Below are 14,055 nucleotides of genomic sequence, written 5' to 3'. Positions count from 1 at the left end.
CTCCTTAAGCCGGTTGAGGGATAGCTTTAAGGCTATCTTTAGGTGCAGAAACAGTTTTGTACGTGTTGTATGCCATTAAGAACATACCAGATAGGAAGATGAAGCCCCCTAAGAAACGTACAAAGTAGAACGGGTAAGATGCTTCTACAGATTCAACGAAGCTGTAAGTTAATGTACCGTCAGAGTTAACTGCACGCCACATAAGACCTTGCATCACACCAGAGATCCACATTGCAACAATGTAGAAAACCGTACCAATCGTTGCTAACCAGAAGTGAACATTGATTAGAGATACAGAGTACATACGCTCTTGACCAAATAGTTTAGGAACTAAGTGGTAAACCGAACCGATAGAAACCATCGCTACCCAACCTAGCGCACCAGAGTGAACGTGACCGATAGTCCAGTCCGTGTAGTGAGATAGTGCGTTAACCGTTTTGATTGCCATCATTGGGCCTTCGAAAGTCGACATGCCGTAGAATGATAGAGAAACGATTAGGAAACGTAGGATAGGGTCGTAGCGTAGCTTATGCCACGCGCCAGATAGAGTCATAATACCGTTGATCATGCCACCCCAAGATGGAGCAAACAGAACCAAAGACATAACCATACCTAGAGATTGAGTCCAGTCAGGAAGTGCTGTGTAGTGTAGGTGGTGAGGACCAGCCCAGATATACAGAGACACGAGAGCCCAGAAGTGAACAATCGACAAACGGTAAGAGTAAACAGGGCGACCAGCTTGTTTAGGTACGAAGTAGTACATCATACCTAGGAAACCAGCTGTCAATAGGAAGCCTACCGCATTGTGTCCGTACCACCATTGCACCATTGCATCGATCGCACCGGAATAAATCGAGTACGATTTAAACGCAGATACAGGAACAGCCAGGCTGTTAACGATGTGCAACACGGCAACCGTGATGATGAAGGCTCCGAAGAACCAGTTCGCTACGTAAATGTGCGATGTCTTACGCTTAATCATGGTTCCGAAGAACACGATTGCATAAGCTACCCACACAAGAGTAATAGCAATATCGATTGGCCATTCAAGTTCTGCGTATTCTTTACCAGAGGTTAGACCTAACGGTAAAGTAATTGCAGCGGACAGGATAATCGCTTGCCAACCCCAAAAGGTAAAGGCTACGAGAGGGCCACCAAAGAGACGCGTCTGACAGGTACGTTGTACAACATAATATGATGTTGCAAACAGCGCACTTGTACCGAACGCAAAAATAACCGCATTAGTATGCAGGGGACGTAAACGACTGTACGTCAACCACGGCGTATCAAAGTTTAGCTGTGGCCAAACTAATTGAGCGGCAATCAAAACACCAACGCCCATACCGACAATACCCCACAAAATTGTAACTAGGGTAAATTGACGGACGACCGTATAGTTGTAGTTTTGTTCAAGCTGCTTTTCTTGGCTCATTTGCATGCTTCCAATTTCTTATTTACTACACTTTACTTCCAACACGACTCACGTCGTAATGCCACCCAAATTAGAAAAGGAAATTCAGCCTATTCAGGGCTTTATTTCCACTTGCTGATTTTAAAAAAAAGTGGCATTTTCAACGCGACACTATACTTGAATTAACAAATCAATGACAGAGTAGTAACCTTACGCTTGGTCAGGAATTGGATTTTTATTTAAAAACTTTGAACTTTGTAACAAGGAGTAAAGATTATAATGGCGGCACAAAAGCTAACAAAAGGCAGGCTTGTTCAAATTATCGTCATGTTGGTTATTTTAATAGCTGCATTTACTTGGAGAACAGTAACATACGATAATAACGAAACAGTGAACTGTATCGTTTCAAAACCTTGTGAATTTGGTATTGATAATCATAATGTTTTAATTTCGGGCGATAACCTAGGGTATTCGATCGAAACATCTAAAACTGGCAAATTTATCATTAGCTATAATGAAAGCGGAATTCTGAAAGAAAAAGGGCCATCAAATTGGCTGTTACAAACTAATGATAAGACCTCCTCAATAACGGTTACATTTCCACAACAGGTGAGCACGTTTTCTGTAAACCTGTCTAAAGAGTAACAGAGAGAAAACTGGGGGACGCCTCGGTTCTTTTGATAGAAATATGTACCAAATCAGTGAAACACAATGCATTAAAGTGTTATAAAGAGAACATTAATAAAGTTTCCCAGAATCTATGAAATTTCTATCAAAAGTCTCTTACTCCCTAGACGATAAAATCGCAGTAGATGAGTTGCTCAGCGGGGTAGAAAACGCTGACGATATTGCTTGTCTTATTTGCTACTGCACAGAAGAATATTCGACACTCGCTGTTCAGAGATATTTCGTAGACGCTCTCCCTAACACTCCTATACATGGCTGTACCACTTGTCACGGCATTATGACAGAAACTGGGTTTCATTCTGGTCCGGTAATTGGCGTACTCATCATTTATGACTCGGGAATCAACGCCTACGGTACAGGTATCGAGCACTTTAGCGACTCCATAGACCGCAGCACCTTCAGCGCGATCGACAAAGCACTTAAGAACGCCAACCGAGAGGGCGAAATCCCCGATCTTATCTTGCTGCATTCCACTCCTGGTAATGAAGAGAAGGTGATGGCAGCTATCGATAAAAAGTTTGGTACTGAGGTGCCTATTATTGGCGGTAGTGCTGCGGACAATCAGGTTTCTGGAAATTGGAGCATCTTCACCGAAGAGTCGCTATCTATAAATGGCGTATCTTTAACGGTGGTGTTTGCGTCTCAGTCAATCTATTCCTCTTTCAGTGCAGGTCATACGCCTACACGTTACTCAGGCACTGTGACTAAAGTACGAAATAGAATTTTGCTGGAGATAGACCATCGGCCAGCTGCCACAGTTTATAACGAATGGACCAATTTTCACCTAGGTGGCAGTGACGATGGCTATATCTTTGAAAAATCGTCTGTTTATCCTTTGGGGAGGAAAGTTGGCTCATCTTACAACTATCCGTATTTCAAGCTCTCTCACTCTATCCGAGAAACAGAGTGCAACGGGATCGAGCTCTTCACCGACATTAGTGAAGGTGACACCATCTATCTAATGCAAGGCTCTAAACAACAGTTAATAAGCCGTGCCGCTAATATCATTCATTCTTCTTATTACAACGATATGGATCTTGAAGAGAAGCTCGGAGCAATCAACATCTTTTGCGCGGGCCCAATGCTCAACCTAAAGCAAGATATGGAAGAGGTTTGCGAGCAAATAAATCAAGCACTTAATGGGCTTCCATACATATGTCCGTTCACGTTTGGTGAGCAAGGCAGGCTCTCTGGTGGCGAAAACGCACACGGGAATTTAATGGTATCGTCTGCAACGTTTTATAGGTTGAAAAAGTAATGGGTTCTGAAGGTCAAGAAGCGCTGCAAGAAGCTCGTATTGAACTGCAAAAACTAAAAGCCCGTGAGCGAAAACTGGCTGAAGAGAACAGAGTGATCTTATCAACCATCTCTGCGATCAGTAAGGCGAGTAACATATCTGAGATATTCTCTAGCCTTGAGTTTGTCCTCAAAAAATACATTAGGTTTGATGATTTTATCGTGGTATCAAGGGTAGGGAACGAAGGCAGTTTCAAAACCCTGCTAACCAATAACAAAGTCTTCGAACAAATGAATTGGAGCGATTGTGGCAAGCTATCGCGAGTCATCAATGGTGAATGCGCCATCCTTTTCGAACCCAAGTCTCTTGGGGAATTCAACTCTCTGCATCCCATTGTTCTCGACCAAATCAACTCCGTTCTGATTACGGGTATAGATAGCGGACTAACACAATCCGTCATCATCTTTATCCACTCTAATACCAAGCACTTTAGTATTGAAACCAAGGCCACATTAAACCGTTTCCGACCGTTGATAGAACGTGCTGTTTTCGATATTGAGAATAAAGAAAAGCTTGAGGCAACCGTTCGAGAACGTACAGCAGAGCTTGTCACAGCAAGAAAAGACGCCGAAAGAGCTAATAAGGCAAAGTCTGAATTCCTCGCAATGATGAGTCATGAATTAAGAACACCGCTAAACGCCATTATTGGCTTAATAGACACCCTCAAATCCACATCATTGAACAAAGAACAACAGTCTATACTACTCAACATGAGCACATCATCTGAGCTCCTATTGGCAATTATCAGTGATGTGTTGGATTTTTCTAAGATTGAATCTGGATGCTTCTCGTTAGCGCCTCAATGGAGCAACGTAAGCGACACTGTAACTTTTGTGTTGTCTGAACAAAAGAAGACAGCAGACGATAAAGGTTTGTCGCTAACCGTAACCAGCGATATCCCTGAGGGTGAACTTCATTATCTCGACCCAAGTCGTTTGGCACAAATCCTATTTAATCTAATTGGTAACGCCATTAAGTTCACTGAACGTGGGCGTGTCCATGTTTCTATCAAGTACCAGCAGAGTTCATTCTATATAACAGTAGAAGACACAGGGATTGGTATCAGCTCACAACAACTTTCGTCGCTGTTCAGTCCATTTGTGCAAGCTGATAGCACAATCACACGCAGATTTGGCGGCACAGGTTTAGGCTTGGCAATCACCAAAAGACTGGTTGAGCTGATGCAAGGGCGTATATCGGTAGAGAGTGAACCAGGAAAAGGTTCTAAATTCGAAGTACAACTGCCAGTACTAACCAGAGTCACGAACAATCTGGCCAACATTGAAGATAATGATTGTCCACGAGATTTAAGAAGCCGTTATTCAGTGTTAGTTGTCGAAGACAACCCAACCAATCAAATGGTGATCAAATTAATCCTAACGCGACAAGGCCACGAAGTTTTCATCGCCAGCAATGGTGAGGAAGCGATTGGCTTTGTGGAAAGAGCCAATGACTCGATAGACATTATTTTAATGGATGTGTCGATGCCGGTAATGGATGGATTAACCACAACCAAATACATGAGAGACGCGAACATCAAAACGCCAATTGTCGCGCTAACAGCACACACATCAGTTGAAGACAAATGTTCGTGCTTAGATGTTGGTATGAATGATTTCGTGACCAAGCCAGTAAGAACCAAAGAGATCACAGAAGCAATTGATCGATTGATGCTTGAAGTCTAATAAACGTATTCTTAATCGAAGATTAGGAAATATGTTTATTAGGTATTTTATGGTAAATAGCGTTACTGTTAAATAGAACGCCGATTTGGTAGATAGATAAGAGGCAGGGCATCATATAAAGATACCTGCCTTATAAACACCAAAGTCAATTTAACATAATATACATAATACGCAGTGGGATTGTTAGAGCAATTTAGTAATGTCCGGTTTGAACTACTTTAAAATATCCGCCTAATCTAACGTATTGGTCTTTTTAAGCATGCAGCAGCGCTCTTTAAGATCACAAAAAACAAATAGCTATATGTACCCAACGTCTGTACCGTCCGTAATTCGATCTCCGTGCACACAAACTTTATCAACAGAAAGCTTTTCTCTTCTCGTTTCCTGATTCATGCTCATGTTTGTAGTCATTTTTGCTGTGTTGTGTGTGAATCTTGTGGGCATTGGTTGTTGTTTTCTTTTCAGATTTCACACAGGCGACCATCTTTATTGATAACACCAAAACGACACCTTTATCAGTAGCCAATCAAATTGAATTATTTTACCTACAACCGTCACCAACTTTTCATGTGGCTCTTCTTCTGGCGCCAATGTTCGTACTAACATCTAAAACCGTTAACATGCGTACGCGTTTCACATGGGTACTTTAATGTCACGCTTAGTTTATGGGATGTCGTTGGAATCGATCTAGAGCATATATCCGATAGCTTTCAGGTATTTACACGAAGCTTATTAAACTCAGCAGTCCCTGTTTACCAACCTCACCCAGACAAACTAAAAGTTACGTTGTATCTTATTTTCAACAAGCGAATGTTAGATTACTGTCGCTCAGCTGCCAGATAAACCACTTAAACAGGCTACTATTTCATGTTTAAATTTTGATCTATCAAACAGTTATATGAATATATTTGGTGATTAGGCAATCAAATGCTATGCATTCAGGTCTCAGCTATGAATTAAAGTGTTAACATCAGGCAATTTTGTAAACTAGGTGTTTGATATGTTGCCTAAACTTTATAAGTTCAGATCCCTCCATGATAGAAACATACAGTCGATTGCCGAGTGTTCGCTGTGGTTCGATTATGCTAAAACTTTCAATAACCCTTTTGAATCTAACCACATATTCAAGAATGAACTTCAAAACAATTTCAAGGTTATGTGTTTTTCTCAATCCAGCGACCACCCTATACTATGGTCTCAGTATGGCGACAACTTTAAAGGTATGTGCATCGAGTATGACCTCAACTGCTATAACGGTGAGGCCAATCTCAACTGTTTCGAAGTCCAATACGAAGATGAGCCAAGCATGTTCCACTCAGTATCGTTGGGGGAATTGCAAGGATCTGAATTGGGATCTGAAATGTTCAAGGTTAAGCACTCTAATTGGTGCTACGAAAAGGAATACCGTTGGGTGCTATCTGATGAGGAAATGATCGGTAATAAGCTCTACCTTAATAGAGAATGCCTAAGCTCGGTGATTCTGTCAGAGCACGCTCCTGCCGACAGGAAGTTGAAAGTTCTGATGACTTGCCAGCGCCTTGGTATACCCGTTAAGCATGCAATTGCCAAGCAGGAGTCGTTTACATTCGAAGTGGTCTGTTAAACGGTATACAGCAAGATTTACAGGCGCTTTCATTACGTTACAGTGCAACAAAAAAGAGAGCCACATTTAATGTGGCTCCCTTTTTACATGTTCGTCGTCAGTTTTCCAGGCACTTGATCTTGCATCTGCTCAATCGTCGCTATAGACATTTGAACAGTTGAAAACCAATAAGGTCGGTGCTTAACGTTAAATAACTCACTATTCTCTAACGCTTCGAAAACAGAATACTTCCTACCTTGAGCCAAAGCTGCCCCATAAACCGTTCGCTCAAGTACAGGAGTGTCATTCACTTCCTCTAGAAGTGCCCTCTTTATGAACTGGTTTCCAGGGCTCCAATCTATAAACTCAACGAGGTTTTTTAGTAGTTTAAGCTCTAACTGCTCGACCATCGCTTCGAGAAACTGTGTATTTGGCATCACCTCAGTACAAGCATAATATTCGTCATGTTTGTCACTTGCTTCACGATAACCAAGCATCGTTTTTACCAATGCGTCTTCAAACGTGGAAGAAAAGTGGTTACAAATTAGAAACAAAGGCAGAACTCGCAACACGCCAAGTAAAATTCCTACGTTTGGATCTTTAACCGACGTTTCTTGAAGTCGAATTCGAGTCGCATTTGACGTCACGACCAAGTGCTGCCAAACCTTAGGTGTGATGTGTTTAATATTGCCATCATTCCACTTGATCAGCTGTTGACTCATTAACAATGGGAACAATAAACGACAATTTTCAATACCTATCTGTCGTGCTGCAATTTTTGGATCGAGAATCACCTTAGATTTCTTTCCATATTTATCTGCAAACTCTTGATTGGAAACAAACTCAATTAAACTTGAGCTCAATGGCCTACTTTTCGCGGATATTTCATGGAGTTTGGAAAAGTTTAAAGATGGCGAATACGCAACACTAGCGAATTGATTGTAATCGGGTAAGTCTGAAAACAACGAACTTATTAAGGTACCTTGAAGCTTCTCAAGCATTAGCGCAGAAGCGGCATTGCTGACATCATCGATAACGTATCGTAAGGTTTGTTGCTTCGCGTCGACTTTCTCGCGATGAGCATTGACTCTATCCTGCTCGCAGCGCAATAAAATACGTTGGTTGTGAGATATGCGGTCAGATTCATCAAATATGACGCTATCACAATACCTATTTTCCAAACTTAGTAACGTGTCTACTGTAGATTGTGCGAGCTTATATTCAGGTGAGATTAACCATCGATTAAAGCGAGCTTCAACATTGATTGAGACCTTCCTTGAGATCTCAACGACTTCAGGGGTATAACTTTTATTTGCTAACAACAACCGTGACTTTCCTTTGCCGTAAATGCTCTTGTATCGGCATATCCTGCCTTTATAACAAAACTAATATTAATAGAAATTAGAGATTGGTTCACGAAATTGTTTCAATAAAATTAAGGATATTTAGTTATAGTGCGTTGAGAGTGGTTAGTGTGTGATATGTAGCCGGATATACTTTTCTGGAAAGCTGTATTTGAACCTTTTCTTCGTCGGTAGATTTTTTTTTGCCTGCTTGCAAACTTTACTATCTCCAGACGTTCTCACCTTTTTGATTCTTGCGTAACCTTTAGAGTGCTTCATCTCAATCATCAGATCGCAATACCCCTCGAAATCAACATTACTCTTGTTGAGCCCTTTCATGACGGTGACTTTTATCTTTTTGGCTACAGGATTAACCAATGCATCGTCGGGAAAAGCGACTGGGGATAAAAAACATAATAGTAATACTAGGTATCTCATACTGCTCTCTCTTTGTTGAGGGTGAGAACAGTATGCGGAGATTTAAGAGAAATGAAGGATTAACTTAGTATGAAGATTGACTAGCTAGCGCGTAACTCTCAACGATTACGCTTTCTTTGAGCCTTTAGACTTAAAACCATTATGCGGGAACACGTTACGAATACGTTGCTGTACGTTTTTAGGCACATCTTTAGTGAACTTGAGATTGTAGCCAGAACGTTTTGCATACACTTTTAGCTCACCTTTAAAGGTATTGTTATGACCAATCTCTTGAAGGTTATGCTTAAAGCTCGGTGGAAGATGCCCTTTAACTTGTTCGATCGCCCCGTCACTAAATTTAATTTTCAACACCGGTCGATCGACTGCTACTAACCAAAAAACTAATACCGCACCGATTAAGATTACGTACATCATAATGTCACCACTACTGTTGATGGTTATTTATCGTCAGAAAGGAGTTTGCTTAAGTCTTCTTTAAGGCTAGTCACCGTCTTGCTGGCCTGTTCACTACGAGACGCTTCGCTAACCAAATACTCGATGGCGTCGGAAAGCGTACAACCTAGCTCGTTCGCTCGTTGAGATAGTTTTTCCCATACACGATAATCAAGGTCGATTGATTTCTTTTTGGTGTGAACTTGTTCAGCATTGAAGTGGCGCTTTCGCTTAGCTCTGATCGCTTGTTTAAGCTTGTTATCGAGCTCAGGAGACATGTTGTTAGAGATCCACTCAAGAACACCCGTAGGCTGGTGTTCCAGCTTCAATAAGGCTTGAACAGCAACATCAGCTTCACTTGAATCAATATGGCAAGTGATCGATTCACCTTCTTTCCATTTTTTGACCAGATAGTTCCATTTCCAACCACATTCCAAGTTTTCAAGTTGCTGATATTTCATGTCTAATCTCGAGAGTTAATCCTAGTGACAGCGTAACCCAAAATAGGCTATTTAACAATTATTGTCTTGAAAGAATAGACCAAGATCATACTTATATTAGCTTAGTGATTAGTAACTACCACATAGAGCTACAAGCGAGATCGGTTTTTCTATATACTCCCTACCTCATTATCATAATCAGAAACTTAAATGACTCAAGTAGATTGGCGACATGTTACGCCTCAGTACGACGAATATAGCGCTCAATTAGAGCAATTCCCTGACATCTCGCCTTTCCCGTTTTCAGATATTCAACATAGATTCAAAGATGCGCTAACCCGCTTTGTCCGTTTGTCTAACCTTTCGCGTGTTTTACTTGTAAACGCTCCGGACAATTCGATCTATCGTCAAATGATTGTTGAATCTCTGGTCACTGCTTTAGATGATCACACTCTACCGGTTATAAAAACTGAATCTTTAAATGCTGCCTCTCTTTTTGACCAAGTTCAATCGAAAGACGGTAAGGTTGTTGCGACAAAACCTGGCCTCCTGGCTAGAGCAAACAACGGTTATCTGATCGTTTCAGCAAACTTGATCTTAGCAAACCCAGGAAGCTGGTTACTGCTTAAATCTGCGCTGCTTGGTGAAGCCGTAGAACCTATCAGTAGCAATCCTGAGCACTTGAACCAATCTCCAACTTTGCCTCTTACCTACAACATTAAGTTGATTGTGGTTGGTGATAGAGCTCAATTAGGTGACCTTGATTATCTAGACAGCGATATTCAAACCGGTTTTTGCCTATTTAGCGAAATTGAGCAAGATATCAAGATCTCTGAAGAGAATTTGACTCAATATCTTGGTTACCTTAAGTGGCTTCAACTACGCTATGAACTGCCAACCATCACGCAACAAGCGTTGACGGGCATTCTTACTGCCGGAGCAAGAGAGACTGAAGATCAAAGCTATACTCCATTATGCCCTATTTGGCACAATGCGTTATTGAACGAAGCTTTGATTGAAGCTAACAATGGTGAGATTGATATTCACCATATCCAACAAGCTCAACAACACAAATACAACCGAGAGTCGTACCTACCAGAACGCGCTCTTGATGATATTCGAGATGGCCAAGTCATTATTGAAACTGAAGGTGAACAAGTTGGTCAGGTTAATGGCCTAACAGTCATCGATGTTCCTGGACACCCGATATCGTATGGTGAACCTGCACGAATTTCCTGTGTTATTCACTTTGGTGATGGTGATATTGCCGATGTTGAGCGCAAAGCCGAACTTGGTGGTAATCTTCATGCAAAAGGTATGATGATCATGCAAGCATTTGTGAGCAGCGCACTCAACCTTGAAGATCCGCTACCTTATGCCGCTTCTGTGGTATTTGAGCAATCGTATTGCGAAGTAGATGGCGATAGTGCTTCTCTTGCAGAGCTTTGCTCTTTGGTGAGTGCTTTGTCTGAATACCCTATCAATCAACAAATTGCGGTTACTGGTGCAGTGGACCAATTTGGTCGTGTACAAGCGGTTGGTGGGCTAAACGAGAAAATCGAAGGCTTTTACCATGTGTGTAAGCACAATGGCTTAACTGGCGAACAAGGTGTGATCCTTCCAAGATCGAATTTAAGGCACCTCGCACTGAAGCCAGACCTTATTGAAAGCATTAAGAATGAAGAATTCCATATTTGGTCTGTGTCTAATGTAGATGAAGCAATTCCTCTCATTATGAACAAACCATTTAGAGACGATGAACAAGAAAGCGTTCTGAGCAAAATCGCGGAACGTATTGAAAACTTTGAAAGACATGAGCACCCTATTGGAATCGTTGGACGCATTAAAAACTGGTTTGTCTAGTACTGATCGGACTTGTTTAGCGTACACCTGTTCACTAATATGCACCTATCAAAAATCGGAGTAATTGATAATGCAAAACAAACGTGATTCTTACACTCGCGAAGAGCTTCTAGCATCAAGCCAAGGCGAACTATGGCCACAAGGTCCTCAACTACCAGCACCGAACATGCTAATGATGGATCGCATCACTAAAATGTCTGAAACTGAAGGTGATTACGGTAAAGGTTTAGTTCTTGCTGAGCTGGATATTACTCCTGACCTATGGTTCTTCGATTGTCACTTCCCAGGTGACCCTGTAATGCCGGGTTGTTTAGGCCTTGACGCAATGTGGCAGCTTGTTGGCTTCTACCTTGGTTGGGTTGGCGGCGAAGGTAAAGGTCGAGCTCTAGGTGTTGGCGAAGTGAAATTCACTGGTCAAATTCTGCCAACAGCGAAAAAAGTAACTTACGAGATCCACATGAAGCGTGTTGTTAACCGTCGCCTAGTTATGGGTCTTGCGGATGGTCGCGTACTTGTTGATGGTAAAGAGATCTACGTTGCTAAAGATTTGAAAGTTGGCCTTTTCCAAGATACGTCAGCATTCTAATCTAACTATTAGATTTTTAATAAAGCAGCCCATGGCTGCTTTATTTTATTGCAATAAATTTAGTTATAGTGCATTAAGGTATCACATATTAACCTTGAAACAGGATAAATCCACCAGCGATACGCTTATGATAGCGAAACTAGAATGCTACATAGCTCTAGGAGTCTTTGTGTTGTTCTGAAACTAACAAGGCTCCAGCCGTTGTAATCAACAGACAATGGAGCCCTGACCTTGAATTCTTTGCGCCCTATCTACTTATAGAGACCTGATTGCTTATCATCTTTGGCATCACGCCAACCACCTAACCAATAAGACCGAGAGTCCATTTGGCTATATGGGCAAGCTTCTTGCGACCTACCATTTAAACCAGCTTTGTAGCCTTGAGATTGTGCTCGTTCTAGTCGATCACGCTTTTGTCTCTTCATAGTGCAGTCCTCATACGGGTGTTCCATTTACTAACATACAATGATTACAACTTTGCGGAGTTTTTGTGACTCCAACTTTAAGAATCGATCAGATTTTCACTTTTCTCAAGGCGAAAAAAAGCCCGAGTTCAGAATTGTGAACTCGGGCCCAAGAGATAAATTATTTAAATTTTCTGCGGAACCCTAACAGACCAAGCACAGTCAAAGTTAACCAACCTAGGCTACCACCTTGACGATCAACTTTCTCTGAGTCGGCACTACGAGTTTGGATATCAGCTTTAGTTGCACCGGCAATTGGTACAAGCTTAACTGCAACAACCTCTTCTACCGCGTTAGATGACGCGCCACCACAGTATGAGTTGTGAGACGTTGTGTCATACGGTTGAGTCGTTCCTCCAACTGTACATTTGATAGCAGTAGCAGAGATCACACCAGCATCGTTAATGTCAGTAGCATCAATAATTCGGAACTTGTTGTTCTCTCCGGAAACATTACCATCATTTGTTAGATCATCTAACCACCAAGCCTGACCGTTAAAGATGTCTACACGACGAGCTTCAGTTGATGAAGACACGTTATAAGGATATATAAAGCCTCTGTGTCTTCTTTCACTACCATCAACCTCACGAGTGGTTTCTGCATCTATTTGGCCAACAAACTCATTAAAGTTGTTAACTGCTTTAGCTTCACCGCTCGAACCACCAAAGAAGATACCACCAGACAAGTACGTTGCTGTTGGGTTTTTGGCATCGGTTACAACGAAAGGCTTATTACCTGCACTACCACTCTCTGGTACATAACCATTACGCTTAGAATAACCAACAGCGAACAAATTATCGTTGATGTCAGTCGCTACAGAGTTACTGTATCTAGCATCGTCGTTAGACGAGCCTGACTTAACCTCTGCACCGCTAATCTGTGTAGTCGTCCATGTTGCACCAGTAAGATCTAATGAGTCACTCACAAAAACACTGGCGTTCATGTCTTGTAGGTCACCATTACCATCTGCAGTATTATAGCCAACACCGTAAAAACCAGAACCTGATTCAACGATTGAACGCATACTGCCTTGAGCAAAGTAATCACCTTGTTTAGCGTCACCGCTGCGAATCCAATCGATTTCTTTGGTCGTAGTACCGTCCCAGATCGCCGCTTTAGAAGCATAGGCCTTATCTGGTTCTGATGTATCAGTCGGAACAAACTCTTCAGAGACACTACCTACATTATAAACAGTACCGTTGCTTGCCTTAATCGCTTTCCATGCACGAGTTTCAGACGTACCAGTAGGCCCAGCCGTCGTCGTAAACATCGCGTTATTGCGAATATCACCTTTAGATTTAACACCTAGTGGTTGAGCATTGTCATCTAGAGAGTTAATTACCGTATTACGAGTGTCAAATGTAGCGCCACCTTCGACAAAGGCTTTAGCATTGACGTGAGTAAGGTCATTTCTTTCCTTGCTCCAAGTATCATTCCAACGGTTTTGCGCCCAGCTTTCACATGTAGAGTATCTTAGCTCTCGGTAGCAATAGTTTTCGAAATCATCGAACTCTTGGATGTATTGGAACGGAGCGTCCATAGCGAAAGGCACTTCTTCACGATAACTTACAGCTTCGACTGTATTGCGAGTTTCACCAGCCAATTTGAAGCTGTCACACGCAACACCACCGACAGTACCAGTAGTAAAACAACTTTCAGTGTCGGTAACTGTAGCTGGCTGAATCGCAACACCAAAGATCTCTGACGCGCCAGTAATCGAAGGAGTAACTTCCACTACCTTATAAAGCGCAGCATTCGCATTAGTTGCAGCAAAAACTAATGCTGCAACTGTTGTTAATTTAAATTTAGTACAAGTCATTATTACTT

The 14,055-nt window shown here is 41.8% G+C and carries 13 protein-coding genes; 6 read left to right on the top strand and 7 right to left on the bottom strand.

Annotation, left to right across the window (positions count from 1 at the left end):
* Nucleotides 1-4: 4 nt before the first annotated feature.
* Complete coding sequence (ccoN, locus tag CWO08_RS14680) at nucleotides 5-1,438, bottom strand: cytochrome-c oxidase, cbb3-type subunit I (protein WP_102424429.1); 1,434 nt, start codon at nucleotides 1,436-1,438, stop codon at nucleotides 5-7.
* Nucleotides 1,439-1,690: 252 nt separating this feature from the next.
* Between ccoN and CWO08_RS14675 the strand changes: the two genes are divergently transcribed.
* From CWO08_RS14675 to CWO08_RS14655, 4 genes are all read left to right on the top strand, one after another.
* Nucleotides 1,691-2,056, top strand: coding sequence for a hypothetical protein (locus CWO08_RS14675; protein ID WP_108020682.1), 366 nt, complete (start codon nucleotides 1,691-1,693; stop codon nucleotides 2,054-2,056).
* Between the two features lie 115 nt (nucleotides 2,057-2,171).
* On the top strand, nucleotides 2,172-3,356 hold the full coding sequence (locus tag CWO08_RS14670; protein ID WP_108020681.1) for an FIST signal transduction protein: 1,185 nt from the start codon (nucleotides 2,172-2,174) through the stop codon (nucleotides 3,354-3,356).
* Nucleotides 3,356-5,080, top strand: a complete 1,725-nt coding sequence (locus CWO08_RS14665) for an ATP-binding protein (protein WP_102431921.1) — start codon at nucleotides 3,356-3,358, stop codon at nucleotides 5,078-5,080. The genes CWO08_RS14670 and CWO08_RS14665 overlap by 1 nt, the downstream gene beginning before the upstream one ends.
* 1,000 nt (nucleotides 5,081-6,080) lie before the next feature.
* Nucleotides 6,081-6,683: a DUF2971 domain-containing protein gene (locus CWO08_RS14655; RefSeq protein WP_102432707.1), complete on the top strand. Its 603-nt coding sequence runs from the start codon at nucleotides 6,081-6,083 to the stop codon at nucleotides 6,681-6,683.
* A gap of 83 nt (nucleotides 6,684-6,766) precedes the next feature.
* Here CWO08_RS14655 and CWO08_RS14650 read toward each other — a convergent pair whose 3' ends face one another.
* The 4 genes from CWO08_RS14650 to matP all read right to left on the bottom strand — a co-directional run bounded on the left by CWO08_RS14650 (nucleotide 6,767) and on the right by matP (nucleotide 9,336).
* Complete coding sequence (locus CWO08_RS14650) at nucleotides 6,767-7,987, bottom strand: hypothetical protein (RefSeq protein ID WP_048661960.1); 1,221 nt, start codon at nucleotides 7,985-7,987, stop codon at nucleotides 6,767-6,769.
* 144 nt (nucleotides 7,988-8,131) lie between these two features.
* Nucleotides 8,132-8,443, bottom strand: a complete 312-nt coding sequence (locus tag CWO08_RS24240; protein ID WP_055318438.1) for a hypothetical protein — start codon at nucleotides 8,441-8,443, stop codon at nucleotides 8,132-8,134.
* A gap of 105 nt (nucleotides 8,444-8,548) precedes the next feature.
* A complete protein-coding gene (locus tag CWO08_RS14640; RefSeq protein ID WP_017059672.1) occupies nucleotides 8,549-8,857 on the bottom strand; it encodes a DUF3634 family protein in 309 nt (102 codons plus the stop codon).
* Between the two features lie 23 nt (nucleotides 8,858-8,880).
* Nucleotides 8,881-9,336 (bottom strand): macrodomain Ter protein MatP, encoded by a 456-nt coding sequence (gene matP / locus CWO08_RS14635; protein ID WP_010440786.1) that lies wholly within the window; start codon nucleotides 9,334-9,336, stop codon nucleotides 8,881-8,883.
* A gap of 189 nt (nucleotides 9,337-9,525) precedes the next feature.
* On the opposite strand from matP, the gene CWO08_RS14630 reads away from it, so the two are divergent.
* Nucleotides 9,526-11,178 (top strand): Lon protease family protein, encoded by a 1,653-nt coding sequence (locus tag CWO08_RS14630; protein WP_048660791.1) that lies wholly within the window; start codon nucleotides 9,526-9,528, stop codon nucleotides 11,176-11,178.
* 70 nt (nucleotides 11,179-11,248) lie between these two features.
* Entirely contained in the window at nucleotides 11,249-11,764 is a 516-nt protein-coding gene (gene fabA, locus CWO08_RS14625) for a bifunctional 3-hydroxydecanoyl-ACP dehydratase/trans-2-decenoyl-ACP isomerase (RefSeq protein WP_017059675.1), read from the top strand.
* Between the two features lie 251 nt (nucleotides 11,765-12,015).
* On the opposite strand, the gene rmf is transcribed toward fabA, so the two are convergent.
* Both rmf and CWO08_RS14615 read right to left on the bottom strand, forming a co-directional pair.
* A complete protein-coding gene (rmf, locus tag CWO08_RS14620; RefSeq protein WP_017059676.1) occupies nucleotides 12,016-12,189 on the bottom strand; it encodes a ribosome modulation factor in 174 nt (57 codons plus the stop codon).
* Nucleotides 12,190-12,349: 160 nt separating this feature from the next.
* A complete protein-coding gene (locus tag CWO08_RS14615) occupies nucleotides 12,350-14,047 on the bottom strand; it encodes a DUF3466 family protein (RefSeq protein WP_108020680.1) in 1,698 nt (565 codons plus the stop codon).
* Nucleotides 14,048-14,055 lie beyond the last annotated feature (8 nt).

It is taken from the genome of Vibrio sp. 10N.286.48.B8, from assembly GCF_003050085.1.
Lineage (GTDB): Bacteria > Pseudomonadota > Gammaproteobacteria > Enterobacterales > Vibrionaceae > Vibrio > Vibrio crassostreae.
Note: the sequence above shows the minus strand (reverse complement) of the source record. Positions and strands in the feature narration are given on the sequence as shown.

What these genes read in the sequence shown, in the direction of transcription:
- matP (WP_010440786.1), bottom strand. Translation starts at nt 9,336, where the DNA reads ATGAAATATCAGCAACTTGAAAACTTGGAATGTGGTTGGAAATGGAAC.
- CWO08_RS14665 (WP_102431921.1), top strand. Translation starts at nt 3,356, where the DNA reads ATGGGTTCTGAAGGTCAAGAAGCGCTGCAAGAAGCTCGTATTGAACTG.
- rmf (WP_017059676.1), bottom strand. Translation starts at nt 12,189, where the DNA reads ATGAAGAGACAAAAGCGTGATCGACTAGAACGAGCACAATCTCAAGGC.
- CWO08_RS14675 (WP_108020682.1), top strand. Translation starts at nt 1,691, where the DNA reads ATGGCGGCACAAAAGCTAACAAAAGGCAGGCTTGTTCAAATTATCGTC.
- ccoN (WP_102424429.1), bottom strand. Translation starts at nt 1,438, where the DNA reads ATGCAAATGAGCCAAGAAAAGCAGCTTGAACAAAACTACAACTATACG.
- fabA (WP_017059675.1), top strand. Translation starts at nt 11,249, where the DNA reads ATGCAAAACAAACGTGATTCTTACACTCGCGAAGAGCTTCTAGCATCA.
- CWO08_RS14640 (WP_017059672.1), bottom strand. Translation starts at nt 8,857, where the DNA reads ATGATGTACGTAATCTTAATCGGTGCGGTATTAGTTTTTTGGTTAGTA.
- CWO08_RS24240 (WP_055318438.1), bottom strand. Translation starts at nt 8,443, where the DNA reads ATGAGATACCTAGTATTACTATTATGTTTTTTATCCCCAGTCGCTTTT.
- CWO08_RS14655 (WP_102432707.1), top strand. Translation starts at nt 6,081, where the DNA reads ATGTTGCCTAAACTTTATAAGTTCAGATCCCTCCATGATAGAAACATA.
- CWO08_RS14670 (WP_108020681.1), top strand. Translation starts at nt 2,172, where the DNA reads ATGAAATTTCTATCAAAAGTCTCTTACTCCCTAGACGATAAAATCGCA.
- CWO08_RS14630 (WP_048660791.1), top strand. Translation starts at nt 9,526, where the DNA reads ATGACTCAAGTAGATTGGCGACATGTTACGCCTCAGTACGACGAATAT.
- CWO08_RS14615 (WP_108020680.1), bottom strand. Translation starts at nt 14,047, where the DNA reads ATGACTTGTACTAAATTTAAATTAACAACAGTTGCAGCATTAGTTTTT.